This window comes from Undibacterium sp. MH2W, from assembly GCF_049340215.1.
Taxonomy (GTDB): domain Bacteria; phylum Pseudomonadota; class Gammaproteobacteria; order Burkholderiales; family Burkholderiaceae_D; genus Undibacterium.
The window spans coordinates 381,226-401,445 of sequence record NZ_JBMPPA010000003.1; the positions used below are offsets into that span (position 1 = coordinate 381,226).

Annotated in this window: 17 protein-coding genes and 1 tRNA gene; 5 read left to right on the plus strand and 13 right to left on the minus strand. The window is 46.9% G+C overall.

From position 1 onward, the window contains the following. Positions 1-40 precede the first annotated feature (40 nt). The 7 genes from ACO0K2_RS09630 to ACO0K2_RS09660 all read right to left on the minus strand — a co-directional run bounded on the left by ACO0K2_RS09630 (position 41) and on the right by ACO0K2_RS09660 (position 9,377). Complete coding sequence (locus ACO0K2_RS09630) at positions 41-1,174, minus strand: MBOAT family O-acyltransferase (RefSeq protein WP_423018123.1); 1,134 nt, start codon at positions 1,172-1,174, stop codon at positions 41-43. Next, positions 1,174-2,034 (minus strand): hypothetical protein, encoded by an 861-nt coding sequence (locus ACO0K2_RS09635; RefSeq protein WP_423018125.1) that lies wholly within the window; start codon positions 2,032-2,034, stop codon positions 1,174-1,176. Before ACO0K2_RS09635 ends, ACO0K2_RS09630 begins: the two co-directional genes overlap by 1 nt. Further along, the gene (locus ACO0K2_RS09640; RefSeq protein WP_423018487.1) at positions 2,027-3,334 is read right to left on the minus strand and encodes an AMP-binding protein; all 1,308 of its coding nucleotides are present in this window, start codon (positions 3,332-3,334) and stop codon (positions 2,027-2,029) included. Before ACO0K2_RS09640 ends, ACO0K2_RS09635 begins: the two co-directional genes overlap by 8 nt. Beyond that, entirely contained in the window at positions 3,283-3,840 is a 558-nt protein-coding gene (locus ACO0K2_RS09645) for an AMP-binding protein (RefSeq protein ID WP_423018127.1), read from the minus strand. Before ACO0K2_RS09645 ends, ACO0K2_RS09640 begins: the two co-directional genes overlap by 52 nt. Then, positions 3,837-6,518, minus strand: a complete 2,682-nt coding sequence (locus tag ACO0K2_RS09650; RefSeq protein ID WP_423018129.1) for a class I adenylate-forming enzyme family protein — start codon at positions 6,516-6,518, stop codon at positions 3,837-3,839. Before ACO0K2_RS09650 ends, ACO0K2_RS09645 begins: the two co-directional genes overlap by 4 nt. Positions 6,519-7,103: 585 nt before the next feature. Then, complete coding sequence (locus ACO0K2_RS09655; RefSeq protein ID WP_423018131.1) at positions 7,104-8,285, minus strand: fatty acid desaturase family protein; 1,182 nt, start codon at positions 8,283-8,285, stop codon at positions 7,104-7,106. 18 nt (positions 8,286-8,303) lie between these two features. Then, on the minus strand, positions 8,304-9,377 hold the full coding sequence (locus ACO0K2_RS09660; protein ID WP_423018133.1) for a ferredoxin reductase: 1,074 nt from the start codon (positions 9,375-9,377) through the stop codon (positions 8,304-8,306). Positions 9,378-9,531: 154 nt separating this feature from the next. Here ACO0K2_RS09660 and fabR point away from each other — a divergent pair, with 154 nt between their 5' ends. The 3 genes from fabR (at position 9,532) to ACO0K2_RS09675 (ending at position 13,270) form a co-directional block, all read left to right on the plus strand. Beyond that, on the plus strand, positions 9,532-10,185 hold the full coding sequence (gene fabR, locus ACO0K2_RS09665; protein WP_423018134.1) for an HTH-type transcriptional repressor FabR: 654 nt from the start codon (positions 9,532-9,534) through the stop codon (positions 10,183-10,185). A gap of 309 nt (positions 10,186-10,494) precedes the next feature. Further along, positions 10,495-11,472 (plus strand): sensor domain-containing diguanylate cyclase, encoded by a 978-nt coding sequence (locus tag ACO0K2_RS09670; RefSeq protein WP_423018136.1) that lies wholly within the window; start codon positions 10,495-10,497, stop codon positions 11,470-11,472. Positions 11,473-11,569: 97 nt separating this feature from the next. Next, positions 11,570-13,270 carry a methyl-accepting chemotaxis protein gene (locus ACO0K2_RS09675; RefSeq protein ID WP_423018489.1) on the plus strand — a complete coding sequence of 567 codons (1,701 nt, stop codon included), beginning with the start codon at positions 11,570-11,572 and terminating at the stop codon, positions 13,268-13,270. A gap of 201 nt (positions 13,271-13,471) precedes the next feature. Here the strand turns inward: ACO0K2_RS09675 and ACO0K2_RS09680 are convergent, their stop codons facing one another. Further along, on the minus strand, positions 13,472-13,780 hold the full coding sequence (locus tag ACO0K2_RS09680) for a hypothetical protein (protein WP_423018138.1): 309 nt from the start codon (positions 13,778-13,780) through the stop codon (positions 13,472-13,474). A 470-nt stretch (positions 13,781-14,250) separates the two neighbouring features. After that, positions 14,251-14,327 (minus strand) — tRNA-Pro (locus tag ACO0K2_RS09685). Positions 14,328-14,572: 245 nt separating this feature from the next. On the opposite strand from ACO0K2_RS09685, the gene ACO0K2_RS09690 reads away from it, so the two are divergent. Beyond that, positions 14,573-15,709, plus strand: a complete 1,137-nt coding sequence (locus ACO0K2_RS09690) for a M14 family metallopeptidase (protein ID WP_423018140.1) — start codon at positions 14,573-14,575, stop codon at positions 15,707-15,709. Between the two features lie 188 nt (positions 15,710-15,897). After that, positions 15,898-16,362, plus strand: coding sequence for a CYTH domain-containing protein (locus tag ACO0K2_RS09695; protein WP_423018142.1), 465 nt, complete (start codon positions 15,898-15,900; stop codon positions 16,360-16,362). Between the two features lie 106 nt (positions 16,363-16,468). Here the strand turns inward: ACO0K2_RS09695 and ACO0K2_RS09700 are convergent, their stop codons facing one another. From ACO0K2_RS09700 to ACO0K2_RS09715, 4 genes are all read right to left on the minus strand, one after another. Next, entirely contained in the window at positions 16,469-17,758 is a 1,290-nt protein-coding gene (locus ACO0K2_RS09700) for an MFS transporter (RefSeq protein WP_423018144.1), read from the minus strand. A gap of 324 nt (positions 17,759-18,082) precedes the next feature. After that, positions 18,083-18,535, minus strand: coding sequence for a MaoC family dehydratase (locus tag ACO0K2_RS09705; RefSeq protein WP_423018146.1), 453 nt, complete (start codon positions 18,533-18,535; stop codon positions 18,083-18,085). A gap of 9 nt (positions 18,536-18,544) precedes the next feature. After that, on the minus strand, positions 18,545-19,009 hold the full coding sequence (locus ACO0K2_RS09710) for a MaoC family dehydratase (RefSeq protein WP_423018148.1): 465 nt from the start codon (positions 19,007-19,009) through the stop codon (positions 18,545-18,547). Between the two features lie 64 nt (positions 19,010-19,073). Then, positions 19,074-20,213, minus strand: a complete 1,140-nt coding sequence (locus tag ACO0K2_RS09715; protein ID WP_423018150.1) for an acyl-CoA dehydrogenase family protein — start codon at positions 20,211-20,213, stop codon at positions 19,074-19,076. Positions 20,214-20,220: the final 7 nt, after the last annotated feature.

Sequence of the window (20,220 nt, forward strand, 5' to 3'; positions counted from 1 at the left end):
AGTCTTTGAGGGAGATATCTTAAGAAAAATGAATACATGATTATTCGCCAGTGAAACGTCGGATCGTCTGTAACAAGGTGTCAAGATCGTGACTTCGAGTAATTGCAAAACTCAGCACAACGAAATTAAATGTCAGTAAGACCGATGCTACATCTCCAATGCGGCGTATGAGTAGGTTTTCAGACCAACTGATAGACGATGTGAGCTTCTGCCAGTTTTGCCATACGAAAATTCCTATCCCATGATAAGTGCCCCACAAGAGATAGCGAGATGAGCATTCGTGCCACAATCCAAGCACAATCATCGCTACCAAAGAAGACACGCCAGCGCTACGGGTCGAGGCATAAATAGGAAAGCTCACATGGTCACGACACCAGCCTGAGACGGATGCGTGCCAATTTCGCCAAAACTCGGCGATATTTTTAGCAAAAAACGGATACTGAAAATTCTCAGGCAGCCGAATGCCAAGAAGCAGTCCAAATCCGATCGCTATATCGCTATAGCCGGAAAATTTAGCATATAGCGAAAAACCATATTGAAGACACTCAAGATAAAAGCGAAAAAAACTTGGCGCAAACGTACTCAATAATTGATTGCATTTCACTCCAAAAATATAACTACCAATAATCACAATCTTAAAGTAACCGAGCACAAAACGCTCAATACCAATTGACATTAAATTGCTGTCGAATCGAGACCTTCTTACTTCGCGCTCAAAATCGGCGTAATTCTGGAAAGGACCTAGAAGTAAAGTCGGTGGAAAAAACAAATAAGCACAATACTCCCCGAAACGCGGTTTCGTACTGGTTGAGGGTGCTATCACTAAAACACAATGAAGTATCCGTAAAGAAAAAAACGCTGCACCAAGCCAGGGTACAAACGAAAATTCACTCTGCTCCTTGAACGAACCTTTTAACAACTCTCTAAAAATCAACAGTGCGAAAAATATTGCAATGGCTGATCCATAGATAACAAGCTTGCTACGTTGATGACGAATAAGCCCATAACTCAAGATCGTTAGCCCAGCACAAAAAAGGGCAGAGAGAGGCGCAAGCCAAGCGAGACAACTTAATGCGCATGCGGCAGCAGCATAATGACGAATGGACCGTGGCAACAACCAGTAAAAACCAGTACAAATCACAACCGTTAAAAGAAAAAAAGGACCAAGCAACATTAATGAACCTTCTTACTTAACAGGGTTTGTAGTCGATAAGCAAGTTGTGGGGCAAATTGATCTCGTCCAAACTGCGCCATATGCGCCTCATCTTGGCAATAGGCGAACTGACCTGTTGGCGCAGGAAAGTGCCAATACTCCGCACCACTCTCCAGCGCTAACTTTTGTAATGCAACCCTCCGTCTGACCAGCATATCACCTAGTCCATGTTCGAGTTCGGGCGCCCTTGGTATATCAACCAAAACAACTTGGGTTCCAGACGCCTGAATTCGCTTTATCCACGTTGCTGCGCTCGCAAAGATACCCGGGTCGCTATTGATGATTTCAGCATATTCTTGTTTACTTCCGTGCGAATTCGTTAAACATTCTGGACGAAACGTATCACTCATTTTGGGTTTAAATAGATGCGCATCGAGTCTTCCTTTTATTTTATAACGCATATCTTCGACAAATTGAGCGAAGGGGGTTTCTTGGCTCAATTCTCCCTCGTGTAATAATAAGATGGCTGGATGATACTCAATAATCAGAGGCGCTGACTGCTCTATACCTTTCCAGGAGCGCACAGGGATTTCACATCGAACCCATGCCATATTTGTAAGCGAGGCAGTAAAGGAATGAATCGGATCCGTACCGTGAACAAGTAATGAGGTGCCAATAGCCAAAACAAGTGGTTTTTGTTTCTCGTTCAACGCCGGATAATCTGATAAGCAGCTATGGAGTAAATAAACGCCTTTGTTTGACACTGGCTGATTTCTGGTAAAAAAGCAAAGCGAAGCCAACGCAACGACACTAATTAGTATTGCCACCATCCATATCGTCAACGGAGGTGGACGCGAGGTATCAACAAGACGGTCAGCCACGTTTTTTTGCTTTTCTAATGATGTCAATCGCAGCACCAATATGTGTAATGCCCGTAATATCGCGTTCGTCTAGGACAATATCGAAATGATTTTCTAGAGCACTGACAAACTCGATATGAGCAAGCGAATCCCACCCAACGGTATTATCTGGCCCCGACGTCAGCTTGAGCTCGTTCACCCCCAACCGGAATATCTGTTGCGCGATCATTAAGACCTGGTCAGCATCAGCCTTATCCGCATCGATCGATGACCCTTCATTGATACATAGTGCACGTAACGTCTCCAGCCGCACTTTACCTGAGGGACCATACGGTAATGCCTTCAAAAAAATGAATTTTCGTGGCAATTTATAGGGAGGTAAGTATGAACGGCAGAATTCCAGAAGCTGCGATTCCGTTGGATGCGTACCCGCTGCTGGCACCACTGCAGAAACGACAATCGATTCCCACTCGGCATGCGGCAAACCGAGCGTAGCAACCGACATCACGTCTGGGTGACGGCTCAATACATCGTCCACTTCTTCAGGGTGAATATTGTGTCCACCGCATACAATGATGTTTTTGACGCGACCTGCAAAATGTAAAAAACCATCAGCGTCACTCCATACAAGATCACCAGTATGAAGCCAGCCATTTTTAATAGTTGCCGCCGTTGAGGCTGGATCGAGATAATAGCCGGACATCAAGTGATCGCCTTGAATAAGCAATTCTCCAGTCTCGTTTTGTTTCACATCCTCGCCATTTTCATCGATGATCCGCACCACACAATCGACAGGTTTGCCAAGAGTGCCAAGCTTTCGCGTAGCCTCTGTAGGACCTGAAAAAATACCGCCCGCGACCGTTTCTGTCAGACCGTAGGTATTAACGACCACCACTTGAAACTGCTCTTCAAACTGCCGCCATAGCGTTTCTTCCAGATGACCAGCCGTGGAAATAATATGTTTAAATCCAGCGTGTGCAAAACTGTCTTGTTGCCGCGCTCCCAAACGAAGCATTAACGCTAGCATCGTCGGCACTACAACGAGATGACTAATGGACTCGGCGTAAATCAGGTCAAGAAACCGTGGTATCGTCACTGGGCTAAATGCCAACGGCCGCAGAAGCGTCGCGCCAGAAAAAATCGCAACCAATGGGCCTTGTACCATTCCATCAGCATGATGAAGTGGCAACGTGTTCAAAATGCGTGATGTCGGGACGTAACTGTGCTGGCGTTGTAAAGTACCCAAGTGCGTTGCTAATGCTTTATAGCTTAACTGAACCGCTTTGGGGATGCTGGTGGATCCAGACGTAAAAAAATCAATGCAATTTCTGCGTCTTTAAAAATTACAGGTGGCGCTATGCTAGTCACTGCATCTAGTTCATGAAAAAAGCCGCTATCAGAACGTTGTTGGCGAGAGAGTAAGCGTTTTAGTAAAGCGCCTTTTTGCGGAGCAGGTTCTGCTTCGATAGCCCATGTGGGGCAGGAAAGCGCCCATCGTTGCGCGAGTTGTTGATCCACAACCGCACAGTGGGGTTGAAAACGGTCAACCAGATCGCTTGCTGCCACTTGAGGCAAGTCTGTATCCATTAGCATCGGAACGACGCCCATGCTCATCGCACCCAATACAATGCATAGCAATTGTCGTTCATCTGTCACCCCAAGCAATAGTTGATGGCCAGGTTTGAGCCCTTTTTGCATCAGGAGTGTTCTTACTGCGGATAACCTTATATTGAGTTCACCATAGGTCATTCCACCATGCGCAGTAACAAGTGCAAGTTTGTTGGTGGGTTGAAGAGCAATATGGGTTGTCCAATTAAAAGACGTCATTCTTCGATTTCCATTAATTCTTTACGTAGCGCTACTTTGGCAATTTTTCCATTGGCGACACGAGGAAGTGATTCAACCAGATGAAATTCATCGGGGCAAAAATGTATATTGAGACGTGCACTTAACCACGGTTTAAATCGGGTTAACCAATCCTCAGTTTGCAGAGACTTCGTGATTATCCATGCGTGAAGTCGTGGTCCGGTCAACGTCATTTCACCAATGACGGCAGCTTCAGAGACATCTTCATGGGCACACAACACTTCCTCAATAACGGCTGGGTAAACAGCAACACCGTGCCGCGTCTTAAACATGTCGTCGGTTCTTCCAATGAGAATGCAATGCCCATTCTCGATACGCGCTAAGTCACCTGTTCTTAACCAACCATCGTGAAATTTCTTCGCACTCGCTTCCGTGTCGTCAAAATATTCAAGCATTAATTGGTTGCTGTAAATCTCAAGGTGACCAATAGTTTTAGGATCGTCGATAACATCCCCATCGTCATCTACCAATCTGAGATGCGCATTCACTGGAACACCAATGTCTGCGTCGCATGTCCGCTCCATCTCAGGCTTGATCGCGAGGCATACGCCTCCGGTTTCCGTGAGGCCATAATAGGAGTACACAGGAACCCCGAGTTTAGTTTCTGCTGCCTTTTGAATTTCTAATCGGAGGACGTTACCCGTACAAAGAATTTGTCTCAAAGGGCCAAATGCTAATGGTGATCGCACGGCTGCGACAAGGTTGAGAAATGCGGGCACCACTGAAAGCACCGAAATCCCATGCTGCCGACACGCCGCTGCTGCCGTCGTAGGGTGGCTAAATTGCGCCGAATCCACTGTGGCCAAGGTTGCGCCAGAAAGGAAAGGTAATAAACATGTGTTCCTCAGGCCGCTCATGGTGTGTAAACCACCAGGGCAACATAACACGTCTGATTTTTGGATACCGTACGTACTTGTCAGAGCCAAAGAGCCTCTAAATAGTGCTCCGTGACTCAATACGACAGCTTTTGGTTTTCCAGTACTTCCGGAGGTAAAGATCACCGCTGCAGCCTTGTTTTCTGCACCAATTTCATTTAATTCATCATCGGGGAATGCCTCTGATCCATTCCCGATCCATTCACTTAACCGATCGCCGATGAAAAAAGAGGATGTATCTGTAAGTAGCGGCAAACAGCGCATTGCCGGCACCCCCGATTCGTCCCTCATATCATCCAAGAACAATGTAGGCTGAAGTCGGTCAATTAACTGCTCAACATCACCGCGGGGCATCAATGGATCCACGGGTGCAATCACTGCACCACAAAGCCACACCGCCCAGACAGCCAACACTGCCTCTGCATGGCATTGGGATTGCATTAATACATATTGCCCCTTACTTAATCCAAGTGACTGGAACAATCGTGCCATTGCACACACAACGTCTTTAACATCACCAAAATAAAAAACGGAACCATCATCAGACCGAAGGACTTCGCGATCACGATAATGATTTTCAAGGCGACTCCAAAGATGAGCAAAGCATTGATCGTTAAGTCGCGGCATGATGAAGCGATCAGCGTAAAACGCTTGTAACTGCCCCATTTGCTCACCGATAGGCAAGGTGATCAGTAATTCCGACTTGTATAAGGCATCTGCTTCACTCTTGAGTTGATCGAGGTCCATTTTTAGACGATCGGCAATGTCCTGCCATGTTGCGCCTGTTTCCGCCCACGTCCATATTTTTATCTGCAAGGAAGTGAGCTGATGCGGGAGCACTTGCTCCAACCGCTCCGCATAGCATGGATGACGACGCAGCAACTCAAACGCACGTTCATTGTTAATCGAAATAGTGCCGTTCGTTTTATCCACTTGAACCAATGATTGGCGAATGGGGCGCTCATTTTCAATCAACGCATTCGACCACGGTTTTACGACAATCTCTGCCGGAGACTGATTAAAAATGGCAACCAACCCATTGTAATGTGACGTGTTTGCCTGATCGATGAGAGCAGTCGGCTGCTCAAGGTTGAACAGCGCTTTTTCACTCATCACATAAGCGATGCGGTGATCTTTTTGAAGTACTTTTGCAAAGTACGCTTTATAGGATTCGCCATGTAATTGCAGTCCTCCTCGTTCAAAAAAAGGATCAGGCTGGCTATTCGACAAATGTATGTGTGGAAAAATGATCGTGCCTGAGTCGGACACCGTTCGCAAACAATCCGACAGAAAGGGTTGAAGTGTGTATCTATGCAAAGAATCGAGTGCATGGATAAATGCGAATGACTTATCCTTAAACGGCAATCCGCGGCTCGGATCTGCAAAAATAATATCCCAGTTCGACAATCGGTTTTCTTTTGAGAGCCAATAGGCATAACCTTCATACCCAAGAACGCCCAGATTTCCTTCCCACATGGAGATGACTTGCTGCTCTGGGAACAAGCCTGCTAGCAATGCGCCAGAAAAACCAGTCCTACACCATGTATCAAGAATAATGTCGCCTGGTTTGAGATACTTTTTGATTTCGTCAAACAAGGGGAAAAGCGCACGCGTGCTTTCATTAAATGGTTGAAAAGAAGCATACGAGTCATACGATTTTCCTGCGGCTGAACGTAGAACATCACCGTAGGTTTGTAATCGTGGAAGAAGGCGCGCTTCTAATTGCTGAAGAAAATCAAGGGTCGGCTTTTCTACGCAAAGCATTTGATGCGCGGTGTACGCAAATCCGGAAAGGACAGGAAATCCAATGGAGCAACAGGGGCAACGTAAGACACCATAATCAATGTCAGACGGCGTGCCGTTTAAGATGTCGCACTCTAGGGCTACTCTGCAACTTCCACAGACTATTTGTGAGGCAAAGGCTAATTTCACGATTAATATAGTTGCACTTGATTACAGGACTTGCATGTCGACAGACAAAACAAGCGGTTTAGCACCAATAATTTTGTTATTTTTATAAAATTCTTTTGAGTGCACCCATTATATGAAACAATTGTTAATATTTGTTACTCGGAAAGTATATTTTTGTTTCTTTATATAAAAAATTCATGTCGGTGTAACATTTTTTATGTAGAAATCTTCTGATGGAATCGACTTGAGTAACCACCAAGCTTGACAAGCTAATGCGTAGCGTTGCACCCGTACTTTGTAATAACAGTGCAGTGTTGATGAGAAGATCGTGGGATCGAAAACTTGGGGGAGGTAAGCCCAGCAAGCACTAACGCGGCATGCCAGGAGCCCAAGCCTGAGGTGCGATGGGGTTGCGTTCAGGCTTGGGGGTGAAAATTATCAGATAGAAGCAGGCTTATCCGTACTGCTACGAATCGGCTGTACACGCTTCGGTGGTGCGCTATCCAAGTAAGGGCTGTAGCCAGGGAAGCTCATGCGAATGATGCGCAACACCGTCGTGCCGAATTGGCGCGTGAGCGAGCCAGTGTTGTAGGGGAGACGGTATTTTTCGCACAACGCACGCACACGCGGTGCAACTTCGCCGTAGCGATTGCTTGGCATGTCAGGAAACAGATGGTGCTCGATTTGGTGGCTCAGGTTACCGCTCATGATATGAAATAACGAACCCCCTTTAATATTGCATGAGCCGAGTAATTGACGAACATACCAATGTGCGCGTGTTTCGTTCTCAACATCTGCTTTCGTAAACACGTGCACATCCATTGGGAAGTGCCCGCAGAAAATAATCAGATACGTCCATAAATTACGCACGATATTGGCTATGGCGTTCGCACCGGCAACATAAAAAAAGAAGGGGCCGGCCAGTACTGGGAATAACAAATAATCTTTACGTGCTTGTCGCAGGATCTTGGCACGTGTGCGCAGCCACATTGGGCGCAACGACGACCATTTCATTCTCCCCTGAATGACACGCCCCAATTCCAGCTCTTGAATAGCGATGCCCCATTCAAAGAAAATAGCCAATAACAGCGCCCACAATGGATTCCCAAGATTAAATGGTTTCCAACGTTGACCTGAAAATAAGCGCAACAAGCCATAACCCGCGACGTCAGCATCTTTGCCGAGCACGTTTGTCCACGTATGGTGCTTCACATTGTGCGCATGCTTCCACTGGTCGGATGGGCAAACGTGATCCCATTCCCAAGTGTTCGATTGAATATCTGGATCGCGTAGCCAATCCCATTGAGCGTGCAGGATGTTGTGTCCAATCTCCATATTTTCGAGAATCTTTGCGGAACCCAACATCAAGATGCCAAGGATCATGACTGGCCAGAACATTGACCAGCTCGCCAGGGCATGACCCCACCGTGGAAGGAATGCCAGACTGGCGTAGATACCCAGTCGGCCGCTTATTTCCAGCCAACGGTGAACTTTCAGTAAACGTCTCACATACCGTGCATCGCGCTCGCCGCGGTCAGCCATAACTTCATTGCGAATAGCTTCAATTTCAGCGCCAAAGGCGTCAATATCAGAAGGAGTAAGATGTGATGGAATAGGCATAGAATTTTCGATCAATAATTACAGTGCGAGTTCGACGTCGCCGACGGCGCTACAGACACACACCTGTACGGTGTCGCCCGGTTCAGCAATGAGGGTCCCATTACGCATGTCACGCACACAGCCACTCACTAGTTTGGTGTCGCAGCCGTGGCAGATCCCCATGCGACAACCATGTTTAGGATTGAGGCCGATATCCTCCGCGATACGTAGCAGGGTATTGATGCCATCGGAAGATGCCTCGGCGGCACTTTTCTTAAAAATAACGCGACCGGGTGTTGCTGCATCGGAGGTTTTTGCAATCGGCGCATGAAAACGCTCTACATGCAGCTTATCCGCCAGACCTGCTTTGGCCCAGTGCGCTTCAACTGCTTCGATGAGACCAGTTGGGCCGCAAACCCACACCTCACGCTCACGCCAGTCAGGGCAAGATGCTTCCAATTGCTCAATGTTGAAATGAGATGCACCCGTTTGCGTGTAATAGCGAGAAAGCTGGTAATGCTTCTGTGTAGCAACGAGTGTGTCTAGCTCTTGGCCAAAAATGACATCGCGCTGATGGGGAGCGTAATGAATGTGTACTGTATCCGGAATCACTTCGTATTCCTGCGCATAGTTACGCAGCATACTCATAATCGGAGTGATACCACTGCCGCCAGTGATAAATAACGGGTGCACCGGCATTGATTCTGGCAGAACGAACTCTCCTTGTGGTTCGCCAAGTGGGAGGTATTGTCCCACTTGTACTTGCCGAATTAAATGTTCAGATACACGACCACCTGGGACTGCTTTCACTGTGACTGTAATACAGCCATCCTCGCGACCAGGCGCTGAAGAAATGGAATAGGTTCTGGTGTGCCGCTGGCCGCCGATGGCCACGCCCAGACGTACAAACTGTCCAGCACGATGGGTGCGCCAGTTAGTACCGGGACGGAGGGTGAGGGTGGAACAGTCTACCGTTTCTGCGCGCACATCTTCAACACGCGCCATCAATGCATGAGTAGTCCACAGCGGATTCACAAGCTCAACATAATGCGAATGCCGCAAGGGGTAAGCAAGCATATCCGCGAAGCGCGCCAGGGAGGCTCTAATGGTCATGGTATCGCAAATAATAAAAACGAATCATATTGTGTACACTTGTACACATCAAGTCAAGTGTAGTGTAACGAAAAATGTCATTAACCCCTCAATCAGTGCGTGATAGCATAAAATCAGGGTGTAAAATAATGATACACATGTACACAAGGATTCCATGAGTCAGCTCGAAATCGAAGAAACGACAGGCCGGACTGAAAGAAAAACAGGCACTCGCAAGGCGTTGTTGCAGGCAGCAATGACGCTCGTTGGTGAAGGTCGTAGCTTTACGAGCCTGGGATTGCGCGAAATCGCTCGTCAAGCTGGCGTCGTACCAAATGCGTTTTATCGCCATTTCCGAAATACGGACGAATTAGGCTTAGAGCTTGTCGTCGAAACTGGCATCACCCTCAGACGTTTGCTACGAGAGGCCCGTCAAATCGATCCCTCCCGTGGTTCGATGCTGCGCCGTTCTGTGCGCGTCTACCTCGACTACGTCAAAGCAAACCGGCTGCAATTCCAATTTATCGCCTCGGAACGTGCTGGAGGTAGCAGGATACTCCGTTTGGCCATTCGGACTGATGTCACGCACTTTACAAACGAAATGGCACAAGATATGCGCGCCATTGGGCAATACAACGATCTGCCCACACCACGCCTACAGATGGTATGCGGACTCATTGTCATGACGATGCTCGCGGCCGCGACCGATATCCTCGACCTCCCTCCAGGCCAACCTTTGCTCGAAGCTGAAATGGAAGAAAATTTCGTTCAGCAGCTTCATGTCATATTACTAGGTGCTTCGCATTGGCATGAAAAGGGTGGGCGATAGCCCCCATGTCAACCAGTCTCACCTTCACTAACAGATCACTCCCAGTCTTTTTTGGACGACGCCTGAAATTTTATAGAATTTGTATTAAGCTTCTTGTACGCTGAACAAAATGTTTGCGTCTTTGTTACACGCCTCGTGGAGAGAACCATTCGACCATTGCGCTTGGTTGTCCAGCTTTAATGACGATATAGACGATATAGCACGATCAAAGCCATTTCTCTTCGAAAGTCCACATGCTTTGATTGAAAGAAAAGCGCATTAAAAGCCATCGGATCATTTATGCAGTAATCGCAATCTTAGGGGAATAAGATGACTGTATTGGAAACGCCAGCAAATGAGGCCGGACGTCTTTTGGCTCTGCGGAGCTTAGAGATCCTCGACACCCCGCCAGAAGAGCGATTTGATCGCATAACGCGGATGGCAAGACGTATTTTTGGGGTTCCGATCGCTTTGGTGAGTTTGGTCGACGAAAGCCGGCAATGGTTCAAATCGTGTGATGGTCTGTCGATCAGAGAGGCCGACCGAAAGGGATCATTTTGTTCTCAGGCTATTCTGCAGCGTAACACCTACATTATTGAAGATGCAAAAACAGATCCTAATTTTCAAAATAATCCTTTCGTCGTCGGAGAGCCGTATATCCGATTTTATGCTGGCCATCCTTTAAGAGCGCCCAATGGTGAGGCTCTAGGAACGCTGTGCGTGATGGACTCCGAGCCACGTCAATTAACTCGCGAAGATATTGAGATGCTGACCGATTTGGCGAGCATTGTTGAGCGCGAATTGATTGCGATACAGTTATCCCTGATCGATGAAATGACAAGGATATCAAATAGGAGAGGCTTCTTCCTGTTGTCGAAATACAGCCTTGAGATTTGCAGACGCCAACTGCTCCCTGCTAGCCTCGTTTTTCTCGACTTAAATAAATTTAAGCATATCAATGACACGTATGGTCACAAAGAAGGCGACAACGTTCTCATTTTATTTGCCGACAAAATGCGGCAATCATTCAGAAGCTCAGATATCTTCGCGAGATTAGGAGGGGACGAGTTTGTTGTACTTTTAACGAACATCAAGCCCGACGAAGTTCAAGATCTCATCCAGCGCTTCAAACACTCGCTCAAAGAAAGCACGATCCAACTTGGACTAACGTACAACGTTGATTTTTCTTTTGGTATCGCTGCTTTTGACCCTGTTAAGCACGCCAATATAGACGCTTTAATCGAAGAAGCCGACCAAGCAATGTATTTAAATAAAACACTAAATGGATCGAGCGGGATAACGAAATAAACTTCTCAGTAGGATCTGTAAGTAGAGACGCGCTCTGTACTGTGTGTCAGTAATAAAAGCCGAATTAACCCTAACTTAACTGGTGCACACTATGAATATGTCGAACCTGACGGTAAGAACGAGAATACTTACGGGATATATCGTCATGCTGGTTTTTCTTGTAATGACAGCAGCATGTGGCCTCTACGGCATGGCAGAGTCAAACGATCGGCTTCAACATGTAACGGAAGAAAATGCCGTGAAGATGGTTTTACTGGAGGATATGTCAAATTCAATCCACGTCATCTCGCGTGTGATTCGCTCGTTAGCATTGATTAGCGATCAAGCGACGTATGACCGTGAATACGCAAAAATTGCCTTAGCGCGACAAGAATACGATAAAGCATCCGGTGAACTGCAAAAGATGCCCTTGGATAAAAAAGGTCAGGACTTTATGACCGAAATTAACAAGAATAGAGACGAGACAAGGCCAAAAAATAATAAATTTCTCGAGATGGTAAAAACAGACAGAGAAAATAGTGTCGACTACTTATTGAAAGAAGCCAATCCAGCCACTGCAATCTGGCAAAACAATATCCATGACTTCATCAAATTGCAACGCGAGTTAAATCATCTCGATGAAATTGCAGCAGCTGACGCCTACAGCAATTCGCGCCGGCTTATTCTTATATTTTCGATGACCGCGATTTTATTGTCTATCGCTTTGGCCTCGCTGATTACCCGTTCTATTCTCGGTCAACTTGGCGTTGAACCACTTGATGCGAACGACATTGCAGCACAAATTGCGACAGGCAACTTAACAGTTCACATCGACGCCAAAAAAGCGAAAGAAGATAGCCTCATCATCGCAATCAAAACCATGCGAGACAAACTTGCTGAAATTGTGACGAAAGTAAAACAGGGCGCTGAAACAATTTCCACAGCCGCCGGAGAAATCTCGGCAGGGAACATGGATCTATCATCTCGCTCGGAATCGCAGGCAAGTGCGATCGAAGAAACGGCTGCCTCGATGGAAGAACTCACATCGACAGTAAAACAAAATGCAGACAACGCTCGCCAAGCCAATCAACTAGCAACGTCTGCCTCTGATGTCGCTGTTAAAGGTGGATTAATCGTGGGCGACGTGATCGAAACAATGAGTGCCATCAGCGAGTCGTCGAAAAAAATCGTCGACATCATTAGCGTCATTGACGGCATTGCGTTTCAAACCAATATTTTGGCACTGAACGCCGCCGTAGAAGCGGCTCGTGCTGGCGAACAAGGACGTGGTTTTGCCGTGGTCGCAAGCGAAGTCCGTAACTTAGCACAGCGTAGTGCGACAGCCGCAAAGGAAATCAAGACGCTGATTTCAGACACTGTAGAAAAAGTAGCCGTCGGTACGAAGATGGTCGATGCTGCAGGACAAACCATTAATGACGTTGTTGTGAGCGTTCGTAAAGTCTCCGACGTTATCACTGAAATTACAGCCGCCAGCCAAGAGCAAACAGCAGGCATCAATCAAATCCACCAAGCAATTACTCAAATGGATGATGCAACACAACAAAATGCAGCATTAGTTGAAGAGGCCGCTGCCGCCTCTCAGGCACTCAATGAACAAGCAATTGCGCTTGGAACCTTGGTCGATTCATTTAGAGTGGATCAGACTTGGGAGACGACGCCAAAAGCAGGTAATACGAAAAAAATGGCAAGTGCAGTTGTACATCGACTTCAAGCTACACCAAGCAGTATCGGGCGAAATGATAGGGCGTCATTAAACCGCAAGAAAGATCTTGTTATCACTAACACTAATATGGAATAGGACAGCAGACCAAGGCGAGGCGTTGTATGACTTTCTGTGTGAAAGGTATGCTCAGTTTCGCCCGACACTCGTAAGCCTTGGTCTAACAATCAAGTTTCATTACTGTATAGCTTGCAGCGATTTACGTGCCAATGTAGCTCTTGGCGTTCATTGCTGCGAGCGCCACTGCATGCACATCATCGTCGGCGAAATTAACGTCAATTATAGGTCGGTCATATTGATGCTAGTGCCGTCACTCATCACCCAAATACAACCGTGCTTACCGCAGTTAAGATGCATCACTCGCGTAACAGGGGCACTCGTCATTTTATTTATGTTATCAATGCGCTCCTGATAATTCGATTCAAATCCCTCTACGATTTGCCAATCGCGGTCGTACACCAAGCCATCGAGAAGTAAGCTAAAAATACCACCAATGGATTCCCTTGGAATGTGATAGTAGGTTTCGTGCTCAACAAGTTCCTTTCTACCAAACAATTTGAGGAGGTACTTTTTCAAGAATATACGCATAGGAGGTCTTATCGAAGAGTGGCTTAGAATGTTCATGTCGACATGTTGAGCTGCCATATCGAGTGAAGAAGGAAATGATGCAATAGAGTATCAATAAAGATGCATTCTTTGCAATAAATATTCGTAAGTCAATTCACCATGTAAATCGATTGGAGGTACGTCGTGCTTGATCTATTCAATTCTCAACGGATCTGGGTTGCGAAAGATTCTGACATACATACTTTGAATCCTCGCATGTAGCACGTGATCACCCGCCAGCGCAGATGATGACGACGCGAATGGTTAGTAGTGGCATGGCGAATTTCTCTCAAGTAAAGAAGAAACTTGGAATTTGCGTTGTTTAATGTGCGAGCCAGAAGAACGCTGAGGGGGAAATGCTGATACAGAAAACTGCAAGGGTAAATGTTGGGGTAAATCCGCCAATAAGCAAAAAGGCCAATCTACTGATTGGCCTAAGTCTTTGATTTTATTGGTCGGGACGGTGTGATTCGAACACACGACCCCATGCACCCCATGCATGTACGCTACCAGGCTGCGCTACGCCCCGACGAGCCAATAATTATAGTGCATAAAAGCCATTTTTACCATGCCTGCCGGTTGATGGCGTACGGAGATGCCTTATCTGAAAAAAAATATTGATTTTATTTGGGAAAATGTGACTAAAATATTTTCATATTTCATCGAAAACGGTGAAAATACAGATCTGAAGTGATCGTGAATAGATGAACTGGGTTGACCATCCGGCCCTAAATAGTCGGTAACGTACGCGTGTAAAACATATTATTGGATATTATGACAATTAAAATTAGCCAAAATTTCGATGCTGGCGCCATCGACGTTGTGAACGCAGAGCAGGCGGGGGAGATCACGCTGAATTTGCGTAAGGATTCGCATGCAGATATCTGGCAGTGGTTTTATTTCCGTTTGCAGGGTGCACGTGGACAGCAAGCTGTGATGCGCATTCTGAACGCTGGTAAGGCAACGTACGCAAAAGGATGGGAAAATTACCGTGCGGTAGCGAGCTATGACCGTGAAACCTGGTTCCGCGTTGATACTGAATTTGATGGCGAAGTCATGACGATTCGCCATACGCCAGAGTGCGATAGTGTGTATTACGCTTATTTTGAGCCGTATAGCTGGGAGCGCCATCTGGCGTTGTTGGGAAGTGTCGAACATTCACCATTAGCGCGTGTTGTTGATCTTGGTAATACCGTCGACGGCCGAGATTTAAATATGGTCGTGGTAGGGGATCCCGATGCAGAGAAAAAAGTGTGGATTATTGCCCGTCAACACCCCGGTGAGACGATGGCAGAGTGGTTGGTGGAAGGCGTGCTCGATGCATTGTTAGATCCATCCAACCCTATCGCACGTCGCATTCTTGACCACGCTGTGTTGTACATCGTCCCTAATATGAATCCAGACGGCGCATATCGTGGCAATTTAAGAACTAATGCCGCTGGCGCTAACTTGAACCGCGAATGGATGACGCCGTCCTTAGAGACGAGCCCAGAAGTTTTCCACGTGAAAAATAAAATTCACGAAACGGGCTGTGATTTGTTCCTCGATATTCACGGCGATGAAGCCTTACCATACGTGTTTGTGGCGGGCAGCGAAATGTTGGAAGGTTTCACTGAGCAGCAAGCGAAGGAACAACAGATTTTTGTGGATAGTTTCTGTGCGGCGAGCCCTGATTTCCAGACCAAAATTGGTTATGCTGCTTCAAAATACAATGAAGACGTCTTGAAATTAGCGTCTAAGTATATCGGACATACATTCAAGTGCGTATCGTTGACATTGGAACTGCCGTTTAAAGATAACGATAACCTGCCAGATGCCGAAGTAGGTTGGAATGGTGCACGGAGTGCAAAATTAGGTGAGGCGATGCTTCAACCTATTCTGACATCGCTAATCGCCTCCACTAACAAGTAAAGGTGATCGGCCTTGATGCTCACTGAGTATCAAGGTGACTTCTGCGATGTATGTGGTGCTAGTGATGCATGTCGGGGTGCTGAGCCTATCAGCACCCTTTTTTATTGCTATCGTTACCTTGTTAGATCAGATTGAAACTTTCTGTCCGCTCACGCATACTTGCTGCAAAAACGGACAAAGGAAAAACGATGGGCGTCGAAATCGAACGAAAATTCTTGGTACGAAATAACGACTGGAAAACAGCGGCGACCGGCAGCTATTTAAAACAGGGTTATATCAGTTCAACCCCTGGAAAAATTGTCCGGGTGCGGATCGAGGGTGACACCGCGACCTTAACGATCAAAGGACTTTCAATAGGGCTGACTTGTGGCGAGTGGAATTATTCGATTCCATTGACCGAAGCGCAAGAATTATTAGAAACGGTATGTCAGCAACCTTTAATCGAAAAAACGCGTTATCGCTTACCAATGGGGGATTTAACGTGGGAGATCGATGAATTTTTAGGGGTTAATGCTGGCTTGGTGGTAGCAGAAATCGAATTACCTTCCGAGGAGTTTCTATTCGATCATCCGGAGTGGCTTGGCGAGGATGTCAGCCATGATCGGCGGTATGCCAATGCCAATTTACTGGCGCATCCGTTTAAGGATTGGTGACCCCCAACACAGCAATACACTGTTAACAAAAATGAGATCTGTCTTTATTCAAAGAAGCAGATCTCTTTTTTTATTCTCGAATTCGCTGAATAAGGAAGGTCTTGAATTAAGCTGCGTTCACACCACGATGCGCAGCTTTGCGATATAAAATCAGCGTCGCAACCAATCCACATACTGCGGCAAACGACATCCACAAGCCAGGAGCTGCTTTGTCGCTTGTGACTTCAATTAACCAAGTCGCAATTGCCGGAGTGAACCCACCAAAAATGGCAGTAGCGAGACTATATGCCAACGAAAATCCTGCCGTTCTCACCTCCACTGGCATAACTTCTGTTAACGCAACAACCATCGCGCCGTTGTAGCTTGCGTACAAGAAGGAAAGCCATAATTCAGCGATCAGCATTTTTTCAAATGAAGGGCTACCAGTCAGCCAACTCACCACTGGGTAAGCAGTTAAGATCGTGAGGGTAGTAAAGGCAATTAACAGCGGTTTACGACCGATTTTATCGGAGAGACTACCCATGATCGGGAGCCAGATGAAGTTCGAAACACCAACACAGAGCGTCACGATCAAACTATCTGTCGTTGTTAATTTAAGGACGCTTTTACCGAAAGTTGGTGTGTAGACGGTGATAAGGTAAAACGAAACCGTCGTCATAGAAACCAGCAACATGCCGCAAATGACCAAGCCCCAGTTTTTTAACATGGATTGGAAAATTTCGCGTGCGTTGGGTCGGTGTTTGCGCTGCATGAATTCTTCAGTCTCTTGTAAAGAGCGACGAATCACGAACAGCACTGGAACAATCATGCAACCGATAAAAAACGGAATACGCCAGCCCCATTGAGCAACTTCTTCTGTCGGTAACATCTTATTGAGGGTGTAACCAATGGCTGCAGCGAATATAATCGCGACTTGCTGACTCGCTGACTGCCAACTCACATAAAATCCCTTGCGACCAGGCGTCGCCATTTCGGCGAGATACACCGATACACCGCCCAGCTCGACACCGGCAGAAAATCCTTGCAATAATCGACCCAGCAACACCAAGAAGGGTGCGAGGTAGCCAATCGTATTGAACCCAGGTACACACGCAATAAGGATTGTACCCAATGCCATCAGCGCCAGCGTAACAATCAAACCTTGGCGGCGACCAACGCGGTCAACATAGGCACCTAAAAAAATCGCTCCCAAAGGACGCATCAAAAATCCTGCGCCAAAGGTCATGAACGTCAGCATCAGCGACGCGAACTCGTCACCAGCAGGGAAGAATGCTTTCGAAATATAAGTGGCGTAGAAACCAAACAGGAAAAAATCAAACATTTCCATGAAGTTGCCGCTGGTCACACGCAAAACAGTGGCTAGTTTAGAGCTGGGTTGAGCTGAGGAGGTCGTCATAGTTGTCATTTTAATGAATGAAAAACGAAGCATTCAACAATCAACTCTTCATCAAAGATGTGATTGAACGCTTTTTACTTTTGCGAAAAATGTGCGATGGGTTTAAAAATGGGTTTTTCGCAACAAATTAACGCTGCCGAAGTATATAGTGTCCTGCGATTTTCAGTGTATCAGCCAAAAGGGGAACTTCACAAGAGACGGTGCAACAGCATCTCGCCAACAATACAACTGTGGAGGGGGAAAGTTGGTATAGCGAGCTGGGTGGTCGCTATACCTTGGCGAATGATGTGTGCGTTGTTGATGCGGGGGGGGGTGTTGTCGGAATTAATAACAACGAGAAACAGATTCAGCAACGCAGACCGGTTTATCGGTTCCTTCACGTTCAATGCTGACTTCCCACGTCATTTGGGCGCCATCTTTGATATCTTCGACATTGAGAAGTTTAATATGTGCACGCAAACGGCTTCCAACAGGCACCGGTGCCGGAAATCTCACCTTATTGAGGCCATAATTGACGCCCATTTTGACGTAAGTCAGGTGCATGGCCTTCTGCATTAATGCTGGCAACAACGACAGCGTGAGAAAACCATGCGCAATCGGAGCCCCAAAAGGAGATTCTTTGTTTGCACGCTCGACATCGATATGAATCCATTGATGATCACCAGTGGCTTCAGCGAACATATTGACGCGTTCTTGACTGATCTGAATCCAGTCTGATGATGCGACGTGCTGACCTATCAAGGCTTTCAGTTCATCGACACTATGAATTTCACGCATGATCTCTCCTTAGGCTTGTGGTCGGCGGCCGAACATACCCATGCCGTGGATAGTGCAGACGACTTGACCGTGTTGATTAACGGCCTTCCACAACGTGTTGATCACCCCGCGGTCAGGTTTAGAAGTGGACGGCTTACTTCCTGTTGTCTCTGCAGTGACGGTGAGGGTGTCACCAGGTCGAACAGGTAACAACCAGCGCACTTCGTCCAAGCCTGGTGAGCCCATGCTGGATGAGTCTGCAAGAAATCCATCAACGACCAAGCGCATGATCATGCTGCATGTATGCCATCCACTGGCGATCACGTTCCCAAAGATGGAATTTTTTGCTGCTTCTTTATCAATATGAAATGATTGCGGATCAAATTGCGTTGCAAATGCGATGATTTCTTCTTCAGTCACCGTACGTTGACCCAGCTCGATGATTTGACCAGGAACGAAATCTTCAAAGTACCAAGTAAATTTTTTATCTGTCATGACCATCTCCAATCAGAAAAAATCCCGGCGCGTTTCTGAAGCGGGCCGGGATTACATAGAAGTGTTATGCGCTGACTTTGAAATCAGGTTGTGAGACAAAACGGGCTAAATGATGATCGGTGTCACCAAACGATAGCTCAATCATCGTCAGACGTTTGAACATATGTGCCACCGGAAGCTCGTTGGTAACGCCCATACCACCATGCAGTTGTACCGCTTGTTGACCGATATACTTGGCAGCTTGTCCAATACGTGCTTTTGCAGCGGACAGAGTGCGCCTTCTTTCTTCCGTGTCCTCAGAGGCCACCTTCACCGCAGCGAGCGTTGCCATGGAGCGCGCTTGTTCCATTTCCATGAACATTTCTGCCATGCGATGTTGCAAGACCTGAAATTTCCCGATGGGCACACCGAACTGTTGGCGTGTCTTCAAGTAATCGAGAGTTGCGGCCGTAATCGCCTCCATGAGTCCAATCGCTTCGGAGCACAGTAACGATACGCCGTAATCAGCAGTTGCATCTAAAAGATCCCAACCATTGCTTTCGTTGCCGAGTTGATAGATGCGGCTTACCTGCACCTCATCAAATCGAATATCTGCTGCGCGATAGCCGTCGATGGTTCGGTAGTCGGTACGGTGAATGCCATCACTTGAGGCATCCACTAAAAACAAATGAATGCCAGATTTATCGCGTTGATTACCGCTTGATCTCGCAGACACAATCAACATATCGGCTTGCGCACCGTGGAGAACGACTGTTTTTGTTCCGTTGATCACAAACCCATCGTGATGTGGCGTTGCTGTCGTGGTGATATCGAAGAGGTCATGGCGAGATTGTTTCTCACTGAGCGCCACGGCTAATTGCTTTTCACCTGAAGCGATCTGCTCCAGCACGTCGAAATGTGCTTTTGATTTCTTCAAGAATTCAGCACCAAGGACGGTTGCAAAATATGGCTCCACGATCAAACCACGCCCAAGCTCTTGCATCACCACCATCATATCAACGGCAGATCCATTAAATCCGCCTTGATCTTCGGGGATGGGGAGGGCAGTCGCACCGAGCTCAACTAATTCAGACCACGCTTTTTTGGAAACGCCTTCGGCAGAAGAAATAATGTGCTTGCGCTGCTCAAAGCCGTAATCTTTCTCTGCCCAGCGGCGGATAGCTTCAGCGAATTGTTGTTGTTCTTGCGTTAAATTAAAGTCCATTGCCGTG

Bases quoted from the DNA above. Each gene is read 5' to 3' on its own strand.
- ACO0K2_RS09630 (WP_423018123.1), bottom strand. From the start codon at position 1,174: ATGTTGCTTGGTCCTTTTTTTCTTTTAACGGTTGTGATTTGTACTGGT.
- ACO0K2_RS09680 (WP_423018138.1), bottom strand. From the start codon at position 13,780: ATGCGTATATTCTTGAAAAAGTACCTCCTCAAATTGTTTGGTAGAAAG.
- ACO0K2_RS09710 (WP_423018148.1), bottom strand. From the start codon at position 19,009: ATGACAGATAAAAAATTTACTTGGTACTTTGAAGATTTCGTTCCTGGT.
- ACO0K2_RS09655 (WP_423018131.1), bottom strand. From the start codon at position 8,285: ATGCCTATTCCATCACATCTTACTCCTTCTGATATTGACGCCTTTGGC.
- ACO0K2_RS09670 (WP_423018136.1), top strand. From the start codon at position 10,495: ATGACTGTATTGGAAACGCCAGCAAATGAGGCCGGACGTCTTTTGGCT.
- ACO0K2_RS09675 (WP_423018489.1), top strand. From the start codon at position 11,570: ATGTCGAACCTGACGGTAAGAACGAGAATACTTACGGGATATATCGTC.
- fabR (WP_423018134.1), top strand. From the start codon at position 9,532: ATGAGTCAGCTCGAAATCGAAGAAACGACAGGCCGGACTGAAAGAAAA.
- ACO0K2_RS09705 (WP_423018146.1), bottom strand. From the start codon at position 18,535: ATGCGTGAAATTCATAGTGTCGATGAACTGAAAGCCTTGATAGGTCAG.
- ACO0K2_RS09650 (WP_423018129.1), bottom strand. From the start codon at position 6,518: ATGCTTTGCGTAGAAAAGCCGACCCTTGATTTTCTTCAGCAATTAGAA.
- ACO0K2_RS09690 (WP_423018140.1), top strand. From the start codon at position 14,573: ATGACAATTAAAATTAGCCAAAATTTCGATGCTGGCGCCATCGACGTT.
- ACO0K2_RS09660 (WP_423018133.1), bottom strand. From the start codon at position 9,377: ATGACCATTAGAGCCTCCCTGGCGCGCTTCGCGGATATGCTTGCTTAC.
- ACO0K2_RS09700 (WP_423018144.1), bottom strand. From the start codon at position 17,758: ATGACGACCTCCTCAGCTCAACCCAGCTCTAAACTAGCCACTGTTTTG.
- ACO0K2_RS09715 (WP_423018150.1), bottom strand. From the start codon at position 20,213: ATGGACTTTAATTTAACGCAAGAACAACAACAATTCGCTGAAGCTATC.
- ACO0K2_RS09645 (WP_423018127.1), bottom strand. From the start codon at position 3,840: ATGACGTCTTTTAATTGGACAACCCATATTGCTCTTCAACCCACCAAC.
- ACO0K2_RS09695 (WP_423018142.1), top strand. From the start codon at position 15,898: ATGGGCGTCGAAATCGAACGAAAATTCTTGGTACGAAATAACGACTGG.